We start from the raw sequence: 15,527 nt of genomic DNA on the forward strand, positions 1-15,527 counted from the left end.
TGCGCGAAGTGCGGCTTGTCGTCGTCGTATCCCGCGTCGTGGACAAACTGGGGTTGGTTCTTCGATGCCCGCAGTTTCGACGCCTTCGGCGAGACCGGCTTCTGATAAGCGCCTATGGCGATCCATGAACCGGAGACATCGGCGGCGGCCTTCACGTCGAAGAGTCCCTTGGGAACGCCCGCCAACTCCAGCTCGTACTGCGTACCCGACTCGACCGCCATGGGCACCGGCTGGGCCATGTAGAGGCCGCCGGGCTGATAGGTGCTGCCATCCCACACCGCGAGAGGAACCAGGCGGCTGGCGACAGGCCTGGTCACGTCGCCGGTGTATTCGAGCACGGCCGTGGCCCGCAGCGTGGGCGTCTTCGCATCCTTGTTGGTGTCGACGCGGCCCACGTATTGCGCATACGACGGCAGGGAGATTCCAGCGCCCAGCATGCACAGCGCGAAACTCCGTATGTAGGCCGACTTCATTCCGCCCATCCCATCCCGTGACATGAATCCATCAACTAAGCAACAATCTATAAGACGCGGAGCGCAACTGCACGCGGCGCAAAATCGGATCTTCGAGGACATCGATGGAATTGCATGAGAAAGTTGCCGACTTTACGATTCAGGACGACCAGGAAAACACCGTGCACCTCAGCGACTTTGCCGGCAAGCCTGTGATTCTCTTCTTCTATCCCCGTGCCGATACGCCGGGCTGCACCATCGAGGCCTGCGGCTTCCGCGATACCTTCACCAAGCTCCAGCAGGCCGGAGCCGTAGTGCTCGGCATCTCCCGCGACACGCCCAAGGCGCAAAAGAAATTCAAAGAAAAGTACGACCTGAACTACCCGCTCCTTGCAGATGTAGACGAAAAAGTGGTGAAACAGTTTGGCGTGCTGAAAGAAAAGAACATGTACGGGAAGAAAGTGATGGGCATCGAGCGCACAACCTTCCTCATCGGCCCCGACCAGACGCTGCTCAAAATCTTTCCCAAAGTCAAGCCGGAGGGCCACGCGGAAGAGGTGCTGGCGGCGATTCAGGGCAGCTAAAAAGCCCGTAGCTAAGGAGCGGTTGGCTGAGAAGTGCGTGGCCAGGAACAGGTCCGCGACCAAGCAGAGGGTTGAAAAGCGCACACCCCGGAGGGAGCAGGGGCCGTCAGGCCCCTGAATCCAGCCCTACCCCAAATAGGGCTTCAGCGCCGGTCCGCGCGAGTGCCCACATCTCGCCGTGTCCAATCTCCTACCCCCTAAACCCTATCCCCTCGCTTTTATGACCTGAAATAATCGGAGCAGCCCATGCCAGTCCGTAAGCTGCTTCCGCGAAGTTTTTATATCCATCCCCCGGACGTTGTTTCCCGCAATCTTCTGGGCAAGCTGGTCACTCACCGCCTGGACGGCGAGTCCCTCACCGGGCGCATCGTCGAAGTGGAAGCCTACTTCGGCCTCGACGACCCAGCCTCGCACTCCTTTCCCGGCAAGACCGAGCGCAACGCCGTCCTCTTCGGGCCGCCGGGAGTCGCCTATGTTTACTTCATCTATGGCATGCACTATTGCCTGAACGTCTCCTGCGAGCCAGATGGCCAGGCCGGCGGCATACTCATCCGCGCCCTGGAGCCAGTGGAAGGGTTGGAGACGATGGCGCGCCTGCGCAAACTGCCTGCCAATGCCAGGCCGCAGCTGCTCACCTCCGGACCGGGCCGGCTCTGCCAGGCGCTCGGCATCACCCGCGCCGGACACAACGGCATCGACGTAACCAAGGCGGCCTCGGAGCTACAGTTTCGCGACGACGGCTATCGTCCGGAAGAAATTCTGGCCACGCCGCGGATCGGAATCACCAAAGCGGTCGAGAGACCGCACCGCTTTGTGATCGCAGGCAATCGCTTCGTCAGCGGAAAACTATCCGCCTGAGGCTTTGCACCAAAGGCGCAGTCCCGCGCAGTCCCGTCGTCCCCTAGCCTGGAGGCCAGTGCATTGGGCGGCCGCCCATCAGGTGCAGGTGCAGATGCGATACCGTCTGTCCGCCGTCGGCGCCGGTGTTGATGACCACTCTATAGCCGTTGTTCAGGCCATGGGTTCGCGCCAGCTCCGCTGCGGTGAGATGCATGTGGCCGAGGATGGATTTGTGATTCGCCGCGGCGTCGGCCAGCGATTCGATGTGTTCCTTGGGCACAATGAGCGCGTGAAACGGGGCCTTGGGATCGATGTCGGCAAAGGCGTAGACATCAGCGTCGTCATACAGCTTCTTCGACGGGATGGTTTCGGCCACGATCTTGCAAAAGAGGCAGTCCATGGCATCCAGCATGCCACGGCGCGGCCTCATCGCGCGACATACTTCGGATGCTGCCCGGGCGCCCACGGATCGTAGCCGGCCGCGAACCTCACACGATCTGACACCGACGGATGGTTGTAGCTCCAGAAGACGAGGAGTGGGTTGGGGTCAGGACTGTCGAGCCATAGCTCGCCCAGTCGCTGGAACGACCGCGCACAGACGGCCTGCGGATCGGCGACCAGACCGTGAATCACCTCCTGCCCGTAGACGTCGGCAGAGTGCTCCTCCCAGCGGCTGAAGGCGTTGCCGACCGGCTCGGCAAGAAAGCCCAGCACGGTCACGAGGAGCAGAATGAGGCCCAGCGAGGCCCAGTCCTCCGGCGACGTAATGTGCCATCCTGCGCCGAAGCGATGCACCATCCAGAGAAGCATGCGGTACGCGATCCAAAAGAAGACCAGCATCACGGCAAAGGAAAAAAGCATGCCGAGATAGATGTGGTGCAGCACGTAGTGCCCCTGCTCGTGACCGTAGATGGCGAGGATCTCGTCAGCGGGAACTTCCTGGATCGTGGTATCCCATACCACGATGCGCTTTGAGGCTCCGAAGCCGGTGACGTAGGCATTCGGAGCGGTGACCTTGCGGCTGGCGTCCATCACAAACATCCGGTCTGGCGAGATGTTGAGGTGTCCGCGCGCGGCAACCCGCTCCAGTTGATCGACGAGCGCGGGATCGCTCTTCATCAGCGGAGAGAAATGATCGAAGAGCGGATCGATCATGATGGGAACGACAAAGACCGCCACGGCCTCGCAGGGAATGGCGAGAATCCAGAACCACAGCCACCAGCGGCGCTTGCTCCAACGCATGAGGGCATAGAGTGCGCTGAAGGCGAGGGTTCCGACGATCAATGTGAGTACCGACGACTTTGCGAAATCGCTCAGCCAAAGGCCCCAGCTCTCGACCGAGATGCCATACGCACGGTAGACGTGCTCCATGAACAGCGATGCGGGCAGGTCGAGCGCGGTGAGGATCAGCAGCCAGATCGGAGCCGAGAGCAATCCCTGCACCCAGGCTCGTTTCGAAAACCGCGCGGCCCAGTTGCGGATGAATTCGCCGAGCCGCATCCGCACCAGCATCCAGAGAATAAGAGCAGTCCAGGCCGTTCCGCCGAAGTGCGCCAGCGTGCGAGCATGGCTGAGGTGGATGGCCCTGGCCAGCTTGTCGGGAGGCAGCATGTAGACGGCATCGCGAGCCGCAGCGAAGCACAGGAGCATATCAAAATCATATCGCCGGGCAGCGAAGCGATTTTTGTGTACTGACTCGCTGAGCAGATTGCTTCGCCGCCGCTCTCCCAGTACACTGAGCCCATCACAGGCCGGGATTCGAGGCCTCTATTCCTCATGCCGCGATCTCGCTTCCGTCTGACCTCTCTAGTCCTGCTGTCTTCCGCCTTCGTCATTCTTCCCGTCATTGATAAGCCGTTGCATGCCCAGTCTTCTTCGTCGCTGATGGATGCGATGAGCGCGGAGTTGAGCCGCGCAACAAGCAGCCTGGGCAAAGACGCAAAGGACGGCCAGCAACCGCCGTATTACCTGAGCTACTCCGCGCACGACGTTTTCACGGTGGCCCTTACCGCGCAACAGGGCGCTCTGCTCAACGACGACTCCGGGCATCAGCGCGTTGTCGATGTGGTAGTCCGCGTCGGCGATCCCAGGCTGGACAACACCCACGGGACGCATCGCACCTCGGCCATCACGACGATTCCCTTACCGCTTGAGGATGACAGCAAGGCCATCCGGCGCTCGCTGTGGTGGGCGACCAACACCGGCTACGGCAACGCGCTGCAATCGTACCTGCAGGTGAAGACGGAGACCGAGGTTCGCGCCAAAGAGGAAGACACTTCGCCGGATTTCTCGAAGGACCCGGCATCGAGCGCCGCGGGGCAGCCGGTTGTAGCGCCGCAGGTCGACAAGCAGGAGTGGGGGCAGCGCCTGCGCTCACTGTCGAACATCTTCCGCGACTATCCGCACGTGTATTCGAACTTCGTCATGCTGAATGTGCAGGACGAGACCGGCTACTTCGTGTCTTCGGAGGGAGCGAAGATCGTCGATCCACATCGCTCCGCGCGCCTGGTGGTCTTTGCCAGTACGCGCGCTGCCGATGGAATGGACCTCTTTCGCGCCGAGACCTTCGAGGCGGAAACGATCTCCGGCCTGCCTGCGCAAAAGGAGATGGAAGCAGCGATCCACCGCTTGGGTGCGAGCCTCGAAGACCTGCGCGATGCGCCCGTCACCCAGCCCTTCGATGGGCCGGCGATTCTCTCGGGCCGCGCCGCTGCCGTCTTCTTTCATGAGGTGTTAGGTCATCGGCTGGAAGGCCAACGCCAGCGCGGCGATCAGGAGGGCCAGACCTTCACCAAGGATATCGGCAAGCCGATCCTGCCCAGCTTTCTCTCGGTGGCCGACGATCCCACGATGACCACCTTCGAGGGCACCTCGCTCAGCGGCTACTACAGCTACGACGATGAAGGCCAGCGCGCGCAGAAGGTGAATCTGATTCAGGACGGTGTACTGAAAACCTTCTTGATGTCGCGCCTGCCCATCGCCAGCTTCGCCAACTCCAACGGCCATGGCCGCGCACAGATCGGCTTGATGCCCACGGGACGCCAGGGCAACCTCATTGTGACTTCGACCAAGACCGTTCCCGAGAAAACCCTGCGCAAGATGCTGATCGACGAGGCCAAGAAGCAGAACAAGCCCTATGGTCTCTACTTCGAAGACATCTCCTCCGGCTTCGCAGTGACGACGCGCAATGCGCCGCAGGCCTTCCAGGTGATTCCGCTGGTGGTCTATCGCGTTTACACCGATGGCCGTCCCGATGAGCTGGTACGCGGCGTGAGCATTGTGGGCACGCCACAGGCTGCGCTCAACCGCATTTTTGCCACTGGAGACAAGCGCGAAGTCTTCAACGGAGAATGCGGCGCGGAGTCGGGCACGATTCCGGTGTCGGCAATCGCACCGGCCATGCTGGTGAGCGAAATCGAGACGCAGCGCCAGCAGCAGGGCATATCGCGGCCGCCCATTCTGCCGCCTCCAACTGCCAAGGCTTCGGGCGAGGTGCAGAAATGAACAGCCGCATGAGTCTCTTCGGCGCCGCGCTAATACTGTCCTCGCTGGCCTCGGCCCAACAGATGGCCCAGCAGATGACCCAGCAGGTATCGACGTCGGCCGCCGATGCGCAGAAAGATCCGGTGCTCAAGGCTATGCTTGCGGAGCTGGATCGCAGCAAGCAGCAGTTGCAGCTGCCCGGATTCGAGAAGCCCTATTTCATCGAATACCGCATCGACGAGATCGGCGAGTATAAGGCCGATGCCAGCTACGGCGCGTTTGTCGGCGAGCAAGCCTTCGGCCGACGCATTGTGCGGGTGACGGTGCGCTCCGGCGACTACAAGCTGGATAGCTCAGGCGAGCGAGGCCAGGGCTCGCTGCAGATTGCAACGACGGACAACGATCCGCTGGCACTGCAGTACGCGCTGTGGTCGGCCACCGATACGGCCTACAAGGCTGCGCTCAACAATTACACGGCGAAACAGGCAGCGCTGAAATCGGTGCAGACTCCGCCGCAGGCCGACGACTTCTCGCAGGAGAAAGCAGTCGTTTCCATTGCTCCTCTCGCGAAGAGTGAATTGGATCAGAACGCGTGGAAGCAGCGCATCATCGAGGCCACAGGCCTTTACCGCAACGACAGCGGCGCAAAGGATTTTGCGCAGGAGATCGAAACCAGCGAAGGCTCCGTGCAGTCGCGCACACGCACCGAGTACCTGGTGAACAGCGAAGGCGCCATCGTGCGCAAAAGCATGGTCGAGTACCGCGCGGAGGTCACGGCGCAGACGCAGGCCGCGGACGGCATGCGCCTGGAGCGATCCTATGGAGTCACCGGACTCACGCCGGCCGACCTGGGCACGGCGGAGAGATTTCGCAACGGCGTCATCCGCATCCTGACCGGCCTGCATGAACTTCGCAGCGCGCCCGTGATCGGCGACGAGTATCACGGGCCGGTGCTGTTTGCGGGGAACGCGTCGGCACGCACCTTCGATGATCTCTTTGCGCATGCTGTGGCTGCGCGCCGTCCGCAGCTTGGCTCGACCGCCCGCACGGTGGGGCCCTTCGCATCGAGCTACAAAACGCGCGTCCTTCCCGACTTCATAAAGGTCGTCGACGATCCCGGTATCACCGAATTCAAAGGCAAGCCGGTGCTCGGGGCTTACACCATCGATGACGAAGGCGTGCCGGCGCAGAGCGTGACGCTGGTGGACGGCGGAAAGCTGACGAACTATCTGGTGGGCCGCGAGCCGATTCGCGACTTTCCCAACTCAAACGGCCACGCCCGCGCGGCGACCGCGCAACCGGCAAGCCCGCAGATCGGCGTCCTGCAGGTGGAGGCCAGCGAAACGATTCCCGACGACGAGCTGATGAAGAAGCTGGTCGCGATGGGCAAGGACCAGGGACTCGATTCCGTTTACTTCGTCGAGACCATCAGCGGCGCTTCGCGTCCACGCACCCTCTATCGCATCAAGGTGGCCGATGGATCGCGCGAGCTGGTGCGCGGTGCGGAGCTTGAAGACGTCAACCTTCGCCTGCTGCGCTCCGGCATTCTCGCCGCCGGCAGCGAGCCATATGTGTTCAACTCCTTCGGCGAGATTCCTCGAACCGTGATTGCGCCGCCGCTGCTTTTCGACGATGTGACCGTGAAGCGCGCGGAGCAGCGCAACGACAAGCTGCCTTACTATCCGCCACCGGACTGAGCTCTCAAGCTCACTGTTCCGGCCTGCTGCTAAACTTGCGGAACTTCCCGTAAGAGAGGTTCGACATGCAAGTTTTTCGCCGCGTTGTATGCACCATCGTGAAAGTGGCCGTGATTTACAAAGATGAGGCTGCGGCGCAATGAAGGCGTCGCAATTTGAATTTCGCTACCGGATGTGGATCGGCTTTCTCATTTACTTCCTGGGGTTCTGGGCGCCCTGGGAGCGCTTCGGCAGAAGCTCTGGAGCCATCAGCACGACCTGGCTTGAGTTGTCGGGTGAGCTGGGACGTGTGCTGCCGCTCGAGACCGCATCGCTGATCGTGACGGTGCTGGCCATTCTTCTGCTCGCCGCTGCAGCCTCGCTGCGAACGTGGGGAACGGCGTATCTCGGCGCTTCCATCGTGACCTCGGGAGCGATGCACGCGCACACCATCATGGCTGCCGGGCCTTATCGCTATGTCCGCAACCCGCTTTACCTGGGCAGCTTCCTCAGCCAGCTGGCGGTGGCCGTCCTCATGCCGCCCTCAGGCGCGATCTTCTTCGTCATTGCCAGCTTCCTGCAGATTCTCCGCCTGGTGCTTGGCGAGGAGGCCTATCTCACCGCGCAGCAGGGGCAGCCTTATCTCGAATACAAGGCGCGTGTGGCGCGATTCCTGCCCAGCGCCACGCCGCGCGTCTCTGCGTCCACAGCCGTGCCTAACTGGAGTCTGGCGATGGTCTCGGAGACCTTCTACATCGCGCTCCTTGCGTGCTTCCTGGTGCTGGCGTGGCGCTATAACGCGCAGCTGCTGATCCAGGCCGTGATCGTATGCTTCGGTGCGTCGCTGGTCGCTCGCGCACTTTTCGTGAAGCAAGCCGGGTAAGAAAGAACGAGTCGGCAGAAAAAGAAAAGGGAGACGAGCCTCACTCCGTCTCCCTCTCCCTAATTAGTGTTTGCCGCGTGTTTTTTTCTATGGCGGCGGCTGCCAGTAAAACGAAAACTACTTCTTGGGCGGAGCGATAACGTCCTTCGCGGCCTTGGCCACGCGGAACTTCACCACGGTCTTCGCCTTGATCTTGATCTGCTCGCCGGTCTGCGGGTTGCGGCCGATGCGTGCCTTGCGCTCTGCCTTCACCAGGCGTCCGAGGCCGGGGATGACAAATACGCCGTTCTTCTTGGTTTCCTTGACTGCCGTTTCGGCGAGCAGGTCAAAGAATGCTGCGGACTGCTTGTTGGTCAGTTCAAGCTTTTCGGCCATGAGCCGGACGAGAGCTGTCTTGGTAAGTGCTGTTGCCATGTGTTTCCTCCTGATTTCGTTTTGCTCGAACCGGAGTCGATGGGCTCCGGTTACTTGCTGACGGTTCCTCTCTCCGCATCCACCCACTGCTTCGGCTACAGCCGAAAGGCCCTGTGTTTATGCGGGTCCGAAAGAACCCACCGCCGTTTACCTTGCGGCTTTCAAAAAACTTTGTCAACAGCAAAAGCCTGCTTTCCACAGGTTTTTTGCGGCTTTTATCGGTTTTTATGGGTTTTCTTGCCGATTTGAGGCATTTTCGACCTGAGATGCTCGCCGAACCCTTGTCCAGAGCGGGTTTGAACTACAACCGTATTGCGCGAGTTTAGGCGCGCTCGAGAGCTTAGTAAAGACCAAACAGAGGCTTTTTCCGCGGCGCGGCTTGCTTCAGTAACGGCGCATTGAGGAAGTCCACCAGAGGCTGCGCCAGTTGAAAATGCTTGCGTGCGATGACGGCCAGCGAAGGCTTCAGAGCTTCTTCCGCGGGAAGATTGACGATCACGCCCCACTGCCGCCAGCGAATCCATTCACTCGCAGGATGGTCCGCCACGAAGCCCTTGGGCACGCGAGTGAGCGCGATCGGATCGTGAAGGTTCATGGCGCGGCGTAGTTTCTTCTCGTTGATAAGACGGCCGAACTCTTCGTGATGCTCACAAAGATGGGAGCGGATCGCGAACAGTTGCTCCTTGGCCGGCATGAAAACGCCGGCAGCAATCACCAGGTCGGTAGGCGAAACCTGCAGATAATATCCGCCGCCTGAAGTCTTCTCCAACCCGCTCCGTGTCCACCACGCAGCGACGTGGGTTTTGTACGGCGTCTTGTCCGGAGAGAAGCGGGTATCGCGATAGATGCGGAAGAAACTCTTCTGCGCGGGACGAATGTGTCCCGGAGCATACTCCATCATGCCCTGCGTGACCTTCTCGATCAGCGCGAGCATGGGCTGCTTCAGCTCCTGCTCGTAGATTTCGCGCCTGGCCTCGAACCATTCGCGCCGGTTGTTCCGCTTCAGGTCGCGGAGAAACTTGAACGCCGCAGGGGTGAAGTAGGGACGTACCTCCGGTGCCTGTTCGATGCTGCTTCCACGTTTCTTAGAAACCAAAATGAGTCACCATGATTGAAACAGCTGTGATTTTTTTAAAGCCCCGTCATTCTGACGACCGAAGGGAGGAAGAATCTCAGCGACGTTGGGAATGCGGGGCTGATGGCACGACCAGCGTTACTTTCTCAAGCCTTCCAAAAACTCCTGCAGAGCTGGAGGCAGCGGAGCCTCTAATTTTAGAGGCTGGTTCGTCCGCGGATGTGCGAACTCGAGCTCCGCGGCATGAAGAAAATTGCGGTCGAGCGAAGTCGTCTCAAGCAGCGCGTCATCTCGCCGCGAAACTTTCTTGCGGGTTTGCTGACCCGCTCGCTCGCTGGCTTGCTGACTTGCTGGAATCACCGCCGGAGCGCCGTACAGCGTGTCTCCCACGACGGGATGACCGATCGACGAGAGGTGCACGCGAATCTGGTGGGTGCGGCCGGTTTCGATGCGCACCGAGACCAGCGTGAACTTGCCGAAGCGCGTGTCGAGCCGTTCGACGACGGTGTAATGCGAGATCGCCGTGCGCGCGCCTTCTTCCCGCCGCGTGGTCATGCGAGTGCGGCGCAGCACGTCGCGGCTGATCGCCGCGTTGATGGTGCCGCGATCCTGCTTCAGGCTGCCATGCACCAGCGCGAGATAGGTCTTGCGCATCTGCCGCCGCGAGAACATCTCGCCCAGCTTGAGATGCGCGGCGTCATTGCGCGCTACGATGATGAGCCCGCTGGTCTGCTTGTCCAGGCGATGCACGATGCCCGGGCGCAGCGCGCCTCCCGTCGACGAGAGCTGCTGCTGATAATGGCCGAGCAGCGCGTTCACCAGCGTCCCGCGATTGCGTTCGTCTTTTTCCGGATCGTCGTGCGCCGCGCCCGCGCCTGCGTGGACCATCATTCCTGCCGGCTTGTTGATCACGGAGAGGTCGTCGTCTTCGTAAATGATGTCGAGCGGGATATTTTCAGCCACAGCTCGCAGCGGCCGCGGCTCCGGATCGCCAAGAACTTCGACGCTCTCACCACCGCGCAGCTTCAGCGACGGCTTGGCTGCAACTCCATCGACCAACACCTTGGACGCGGAGAGTAATAACTGCACACGCGCGCGGCTCACATTTTCGAGTTGAGCCGTGAGCCACGCATCGAGCCGCTTGCCGGCCGCGTCATGCGGAACGAGATGGGTGCCCATGGTGCTCACTGTTGCCATGCTCACGGTTTTTATGCTCACAGTTTTTATGCTCACGGTGCTGTGCTGCCGGGACCCTTGAGTCCGGGTATCCAGTTGGGCATATTTGGCTGCGGCGCCGGTGCCGGCGGCGCGTCAGGAGGCAGCAGACTGTGTTGCATGAACCAATTGCGCAGCAGCGCAGGCCAGGTGGCAAGCGGGAGGATCGATCCGCACAGACCGCAGCCGTGATTGGCATAGTCGTAGAGGTGCATCTCCGCCGAAACATGTTCGCGCTCCAGCGCAGCATAAAAATCCACGCTGTTCTTCACCGGCACGGTCGGATCTTTGGTGGTGGCAAAGATAAATGTCGGCGGCGTATTTGCCGTCACCGCGTTCTGGTTCGAATAATCATGCACCAGCCTCGGGTCGGGATCGGGTCCGAGTAGGTTGAGCGCGGAGCCGTGATGAGCCTCCGGTGCGATCATGCCGATCACCGGATAGGCCAGCACCATGAAGTTCGGCTTGCAGGATTGCGCATCGACGGAGTCCGAGCTCGACACCGTTGCTGCATCGGGCTCGCAATGCGTCCCCAGCGATGAAGCCAGGTGACCGCCTGCAGAGAACCCCCACACTACGATGCGATTCGGATCGACGCCGTATTCCGCGGCGTGAGCGCGGATGAGGCGCATGGCACGGCGTCCATCGTCGATCTCGACCGGATAGCGGTACGGCTTCACGCGATAATCCAGCACGAAGGCCGGCATGCCCTGCGCGTTCAGCCACGCCGCGATCTGGAAGCCCTCATGTCCGATCACCACATGCTCGTATCCGCCGCCGGGAATCACCAGCACCGCGGCGCTCGTCGACCGCTTCTTGGGCAGGAAGGGATACATGCGCGGCTTATCGGCCTCCCCGTCTCCCAGCGCACCCGGCGCAGCATGAGGATAGAGATACACTGGCTCGGGCAGTCCCAGTTGCGCGTGAATGATTGGCGCAGCGATAGCCGCCAGCAGTGCCGTTACGAGAGTACGAAGCCCATTCATCCGCATCATCAGAAGTATATCGAGAGTCGGAGGGTGGCCGGGCGCGATCAAAAGAGCGGAAAATATCTTCGCGGAGAAATTGACGATGACACAAGACAAAATACAAAACGAAATAGAAGAAAAAGGGCTGGCGAGCATTCCCGGCAGCCATTCCGTTGACGAGACCGTCGCCAAGCTCGAGAACATGCTCCGCGAGAAGCAGGTCAAGCTCTTCGCCATCATCGATCACAGCGGCGAAGCCAGACAGGCCGGCCTGGAGATGCGTCCCACCAAGCTGCTCATCTTCGGCAATCCTCGCGGAGGCACGCCGCTGATGCTCGCAGCCCCTACAACTGCCATCGACCTGCCGTTGAAGCTGCTGGTCTGGGAGGACGGCGAGGGGAAGGTCTGGATTACCTATAACACTCCGCAATATTTGCAGGAGCGGCACCAGTTTCCGAAAGAGCTGCTGGCGAATATCGCTGTTATCGAAGCCATCGCAGCGAACGCTGCGCGTTAGACCAATAGGCTCGTCATTCTGAGCATAGCGAAGAATCTCAGCCCTGCTGGCATGTAAAACGACCTGAGATTCTTTCTGCCTTCGGTCGTCAGAATAACGGCGATACATTACGCGCTGCGCGACGCGCCCAGAGCGCGCCTCCGGCGATGACCGCAAGTACGGCGAGCAACTGGGTGAAGGAAAGCGCGTCTGTCCCGGCGCGGTAGAAGCTTAGAAAGAAGCTGGCAAAGCCGTAGAGAAAGAGCCACATGCCGGCCATCTCCCCCGGCTGCGAGCGGCGCGGCAGCCACCACAGCAGCAAGGCAAGAATCGACAGCGAAGCAGCGGCATCGTAAACCTGCACAGGATGCAGACCGATGCCCAGCGGAGTTCGATACCAGAGCGCCGCAATACGGCTCGTGTAAACCACGGACCAGGGCAGGGTGGTGGGCATGCCGTAGCCAAGCCCGGCGAGAAACGCTCCAATGCGATGGATGCCCATGGCCAGCGCCACTGCAGGTGCAAGGCAGTCGAAGACCGTCAGCGGGGGCAGTCCCTCCGCCAGCGCATAAAGAATTGCCGCCCCTATACCGGCGGCGATGCTCAGCGCGATCACCCATGCGTCGTGAACATTGGTCAGACCCAGAACCCAAAGCGGATGCTGACGGAAGGCCGGGAAATAAACCAGCACCAGCAGCAGGCGCGCTCCGATGAGCGTGGTGAGAGTGCCGATCAGGCACAGCGACCAGACTTTGTTGGGATCGAGTTGCAGGCGGCGCGCGAAGTGAACCGCGGCCGCAAGCCCTGCGATCAGAGCCAGCGCGGTGAACGCTCCATAGGTGGGGATGGCGATATGTCCGAGCTGGAGAAGGCGGGGATACAAGGAAAGGTCTTAAGCAGAATGCCTGAAGAGTTCAGGACGAAACAGTTGAAGAACAAGACCGACCCACTGGGCCGTGAGTGATGCGCCGGTGAACCCGTCCTAAGACGGCGGGAACCTGCCGTGGCTCTTTAGGCATTCCGGACTGGCGGACACTGCACACCGAGCCAATTGACGAGTCAAGCTCCCTGGTTCAATGAATGTAGGTTCAACCGACGTTAATCACCGCACCTGCTTTGCAGGCCGGTCTCTGAAATGGATGCTAACCAGCGGCGGCGCGGATTGCAAGCTCTAGGCGCGTTCAATTTTCGATGAACGGCGGTGAGGCTGAAACGGAAGTTCCGCAAAATTCAGCGTGTAGGGTTCAGGGAGGTGCCGCGTAAAAGCGCACCCTGGGTTCAATACCCTCTACCCTACACCCTGCTTCCATCAGAGAAAATCTACGCCCCCGCCGGATGACTCTGCGGCCCCATCTGCCGTGCTATCGCCGGCACGCCGAAGACCAGCGCCGCTACCGCAGCCGTCGCCAGCAGGTCATTGCGATAAAACGGCAATCCCGCGACATACGACATGCCCAGTCCAGCCAGGCTGCGCGGATACAGCGTCGTCGCCGTAACCCACGCCGTGAAATTCGAGACCAGGAAAAACGAAGTAGGAGCAATCAGCACTGCCGCCGTCACGCGCAAAGCCGAGGCCTTCTGCGCCAGCAGGAAATGCCCCAGAACGATCACCGCCGCGTACCACGCCCACGTCAGCAGGTAATCCTGCACATGGAACGGATAGCGATAAACAAAGCTGGTGAGGTAATAATCGGTCGCAGCCAGCACCGCCACCGGGAGAATGGCCTGGCGCAGCGGACGGCGGGCACCGAAGAAGAGCAGCGATCCACCCACGGCAGTGAAGTTAAACCAGGAGGGATGAGGAACCACGCGGCTCAAGACAGCCACAATCAGAAGTAAATAAGCGGACATAAAACCTCGCACAAAACAACAACCGGCACTCTCATTGTCGGAAGCCAAACCAGCAAGGTCAAGAAAAATACCTGTACGACATCAAAACAGTTGTTGACCGGCCAAGTTTGAGCGACCCGGCCTTGAGCGACCCGGACTTCCGCCGACCGGCCTTTAGCTACCCGCTTCTCAGCTATCTCTGTTCCTTCCCGCTCATGAACATTCCCTCTATCTCGTTGCCCGGCCCCACATACACATACGCTCCCAGCGGAGTGCTGCTGCGCGGCCCCTTCAGTCCCAGCGCGGAATTGGCGAAGCGAAGATCCTGAAACTGGATCGTGTGCCATCCCGGTTGCGGAGTCGGTGCAGTCTCATAGGGAACCGGATCGTCGCCCAGGTCGGTCGCCACCGGAAATTTCGACCAGTCGAGATACGCGCGCCCCATCCAGGACTGCTTCGCCGCCATCACCGCCGGAGTCACCTCCGGCTTGTAAACGATGTCGCTCTCGTCCGGACTGCGATCCTCCACCTGATCGTGGAGCGTATGCACCTCGATCGTCTGGTAGAAATCATGCGTCTCGGCGATGACATGCCAGGCGAAGGGATCGACGATTGACGGCTCCGCATCGATCTTCACGATTGGCTCGCTCACCACGTTGCCGGCGCGCACCAGGCTGATGGCATGCGCGTGCTCGGCGTTGCGCAGCGACCACCACAGGACGATGAAGACCAGCGCGGCGATCGACCAGACCCGTCCCCGAAACTTCGGCTTGCGCACCCCGATCTCGCGATCCGTCAGCCCGAAGAGCCACGGCATCGCCAGCGAGCTCAGCAGGGCAAGAAAAATCAGGGGGTCGAAGATGAAGACGATGCTCCAGCAGTACCAATGCGTATTGAAAGGGAAGAACGGCCGCAGGCCGTAATTGTTGGTGAAGTCGAGCAGCAGGTGGCTGAAATCCGCGAGCAGCGCCAGAAGCCAGAGCAGTGCCCAGCGCGGCGCAGTCGCCGGAGGCCTCTTACGCACGCGGTGGATGAGCCACACCACCCCCGTAACCGCCAGCGCCATGAAGGGCGCACCCAGAAGGGTGTGCGTGATGCCGCGATGGTGCTCGAAGCCGGAGAGCGGCCCATGCAGGCTCCAGAGGACATCGATGTCCGGAGCCTCCGCAGCCAGCGTCATGGCCAGCGTAGCGTAGGCAGTCCTGCGATTGAATCCGGAGCGGCCAAGACAGGCGCCGGTAAGAAAGTGAGTGACAGGTTCCATGAGGCGGCGAAGGTTCGGGTAGCTGTGAAGCGGTTGGCTGAAGAAGCGGGTCGCTAAAAGCCGGTTAGCTGAAAAAGCGGGTAGCTAATTACGTTGCTCACATGACGACGGGTTGATCCTTTAACCGTTAGTCTACTTGGACGCAAAAGTGTGCTGGCTGTTCGTAGCCCAATGTACCATCGCGAGATGATAGTTGACCGATTCGTCGCGGGCAGAACTTTTTGCCGGCCGCTTTATCAGCATCCCGCTTTACCAGCGAACCGGACTTGAGCTACCCGCTCTTTAGCGACCCGTTTCTTCAGCTAACCGCCTTACCAGCCACCCGCCTCACCAGCTAACATTCCTGT

At 60.6% G+C, this 15,527-nt stretch carries 16 protein-coding genes and 1 other RNA gene; 6 read left to right on the top strand and 11 right to left on the bottom strand.

All coding sequences use genetic code 11. The features are described from left to right. Positions 1–473, bottom strand: a 473-nt coding sequence (locus XX99_RS27755) for a hypothetical protein (protein WP_197081900.1), incomplete at its 3' end; no start/stop codon positions are given. A gap of 104 nt (positions 474–577) precedes the next feature. On the opposite strand from XX99_RS27755, the gene bcp reads away from it, so the two are divergent. Then, a complete protein-coding gene (gene bcp, locus XX99_RS16850) occupies positions 578–1,036 on the top strand; it encodes a thioredoxin-dependent thiol peroxidase (RefSeq protein WP_050060581.1) in 459 nt (152 codons plus the stop codon). Between the two features lie 246 nt (positions 1,037–1,282). Continuing rightward, positions 1,283–1,894 carry a DNA-3-methyladenine glycosylase gene (locus XX99_RS16855; RefSeq protein ID WP_050060582.1) on the top strand — a complete coding sequence of 204 codons (612 nt, stop codon included), beginning with the start codon at positions 1,283–1,285 and terminating at the stop codon, positions 1,892–1,894. Between the two features lie 43 nt (positions 1,895–1,937). Here XX99_RS16855 and XX99_RS16860 read toward each other — a convergent pair whose 3' ends face one another. Continuing rightward, complete coding sequence (locus tag XX99_RS16860) at positions 1,938–2,306, bottom strand: histidine triad nucleotide-binding protein (RefSeq protein ID WP_231581448.1); 369 nt, start codon at positions 2,304–2,306, stop codon at positions 1,938–1,940. Continuing rightward, positions 2,303–3,526, bottom strand: coding sequence for a M48 family metallopeptidase (locus XX99_RS16865; protein WP_050060583.1), 1,224 nt, complete (start codon positions 3,524–3,526; stop codon positions 2,303–2,305). Before XX99_RS16865 ends, XX99_RS16860 begins: the two co-directional genes overlap by 4 nt. A 126-nt stretch (positions 3,527–3,652) precedes the next feature. Here XX99_RS16865 and XX99_RS16870 point away from each other — a divergent pair, with 126 nt between their 5' ends. The 3 genes from XX99_RS16870 (at position 3,653) to XX99_RS16880 (ending at position 7,918) form a co-directional block, all read left to right on the top strand. Continuing rightward, entirely contained in the window at positions 3,653–5,380 is a 1,728-nt protein-coding gene (locus tag XX99_RS16870; protein WP_082125658.1) for a metallopeptidase TldD-related protein, read from the top strand. Then, positions 5,377–7,056, top strand: coding sequence for a metallopeptidase TldD-related protein (locus XX99_RS16875; RefSeq protein WP_050060584.1), 1,680 nt, complete (start codon positions 5,377–5,379; stop codon positions 7,054–7,056). The genes XX99_RS16870 and XX99_RS16875 overlap by 4 nt, the downstream gene beginning before the upstream one ends. A 139-nt stretch (positions 7,057–7,195) precedes the next feature. Further along, the gene (locus XX99_RS16880; RefSeq protein ID WP_050060585.1) at positions 7,196–7,918 is read left to right on the top strand and encodes a methyltransferase family protein; all 723 of its coding nucleotides are present in this window, start codon (positions 7,196–7,198) and stop codon (positions 7,916–7,918) included. A 117-nt stretch (positions 7,919–8,035) separates the two neighbouring features. On the opposite strand, the gene XX99_RS16885 is transcribed toward XX99_RS16880, so the two are convergent. From XX99_RS16885 to XX99_RS16900, 4 genes are all read right to left on the bottom strand, one after another. Then, complete coding sequence (locus XX99_RS16885) at positions 8,036–8,332, bottom strand: HU family DNA-binding protein (RefSeq protein ID WP_050060586.1); 297 nt, start codon at positions 8,330–8,332, stop codon at positions 8,036–8,038. Between the two features lie 340 nt (positions 8,333–8,672). Continuing rightward, complete coding sequence (locus XX99_RS16890; protein ID WP_221302494.1) at positions 8,673–9,428, bottom strand: DUF2461 domain-containing protein; 756 nt, start codon at positions 9,426–9,428, stop codon at positions 8,673–8,675. Positions 9,429–9,545: 117 nt separating this feature from the next. Continuing rightward, positions 9,546–10,604, bottom strand: coding sequence for an RluA family pseudouridine synthase (locus XX99_RS16895; protein WP_156186085.1), 1,059 nt, complete (start codon positions 10,602–10,604; stop codon positions 9,546–9,548). Between the two features lie 32 nt (positions 10,605–10,636). Then, entirely contained in the window at positions 10,637–11,608 is a 972-nt protein-coding gene (locus tag XX99_RS16900) for an alpha/beta hydrolase (RefSeq protein ID WP_231581449.1), read from the bottom strand. A gap of 85 nt (positions 11,609–11,693) precedes the next feature. Between XX99_RS16900 and XX99_RS16905 the strand changes: the two genes are divergently transcribed. Continuing rightward, positions 11,694–12,107 carry a DUF302 domain-containing protein gene (locus XX99_RS16905; protein ID WP_050060588.1) on the top strand — a complete coding sequence of 138 codons (414 nt, stop codon included), beginning with the start codon at positions 11,694–11,696 and terminating at the stop codon, positions 12,105–12,107. 88 nt (positions 12,108–12,195) lie between these two features. On the opposite strand, the gene XX99_RS16910 is transcribed toward XX99_RS16905, so the two are convergent. The 4 genes from XX99_RS16910 to XX99_RS16920 all read right to left on the bottom strand — a co-directional run bounded on the left by XX99_RS16910 (position 12,196) and on the right by XX99_RS16920 (position 15,180). Beyond that, positions 12,196–12,969: a prolipoprotein diacylglyceryl transferase gene (locus tag XX99_RS16910; RefSeq protein ID WP_050060589.1), complete on the bottom strand. Its 774-nt coding sequence runs from the start codon at positions 12,967–12,969 to the stop codon at positions 12,196–12,198. Positions 12,970–13,025: 56 nt separating this feature from the next. Beyond that, a non-coding RNA gene (gene ssrS, locus XX99_RS26790) (6S RNA) lies at positions 13,026–13,214 on the bottom strand. A gap of 192 nt (positions 13,215–13,406) precedes the next feature. Further along, positions 13,407–13,937: a DUF6580 family putative transport protein gene (locus tag XX99_RS16915; RefSeq protein ID WP_050060590.1), complete on the bottom strand. Its 531-nt coding sequence runs from the start codon at positions 13,935–13,937 to the stop codon at positions 13,407–13,409. Between the two features lie 172 nt (positions 13,938–14,109). After that, on the bottom strand, positions 14,110–15,180 hold the full coding sequence (locus tag XX99_RS16920; RefSeq protein WP_050060591.1) for a metal-dependent hydrolase: 1,071 nt from the start codon (positions 15,178–15,180) through the stop codon (positions 14,110–14,112). Positions 15,181–15,527: the final 347 nt, after the last annotated feature.

It is taken from the genome of Silvibacterium bohemicum (assembly GCF_001006305.1).
Taxonomy (GTDB): Bacteria; Acidobacteriota; Terriglobia; order Terriglobales; family Acidobacteriaceae; genus Silvibacterium; species Silvibacterium bohemicum.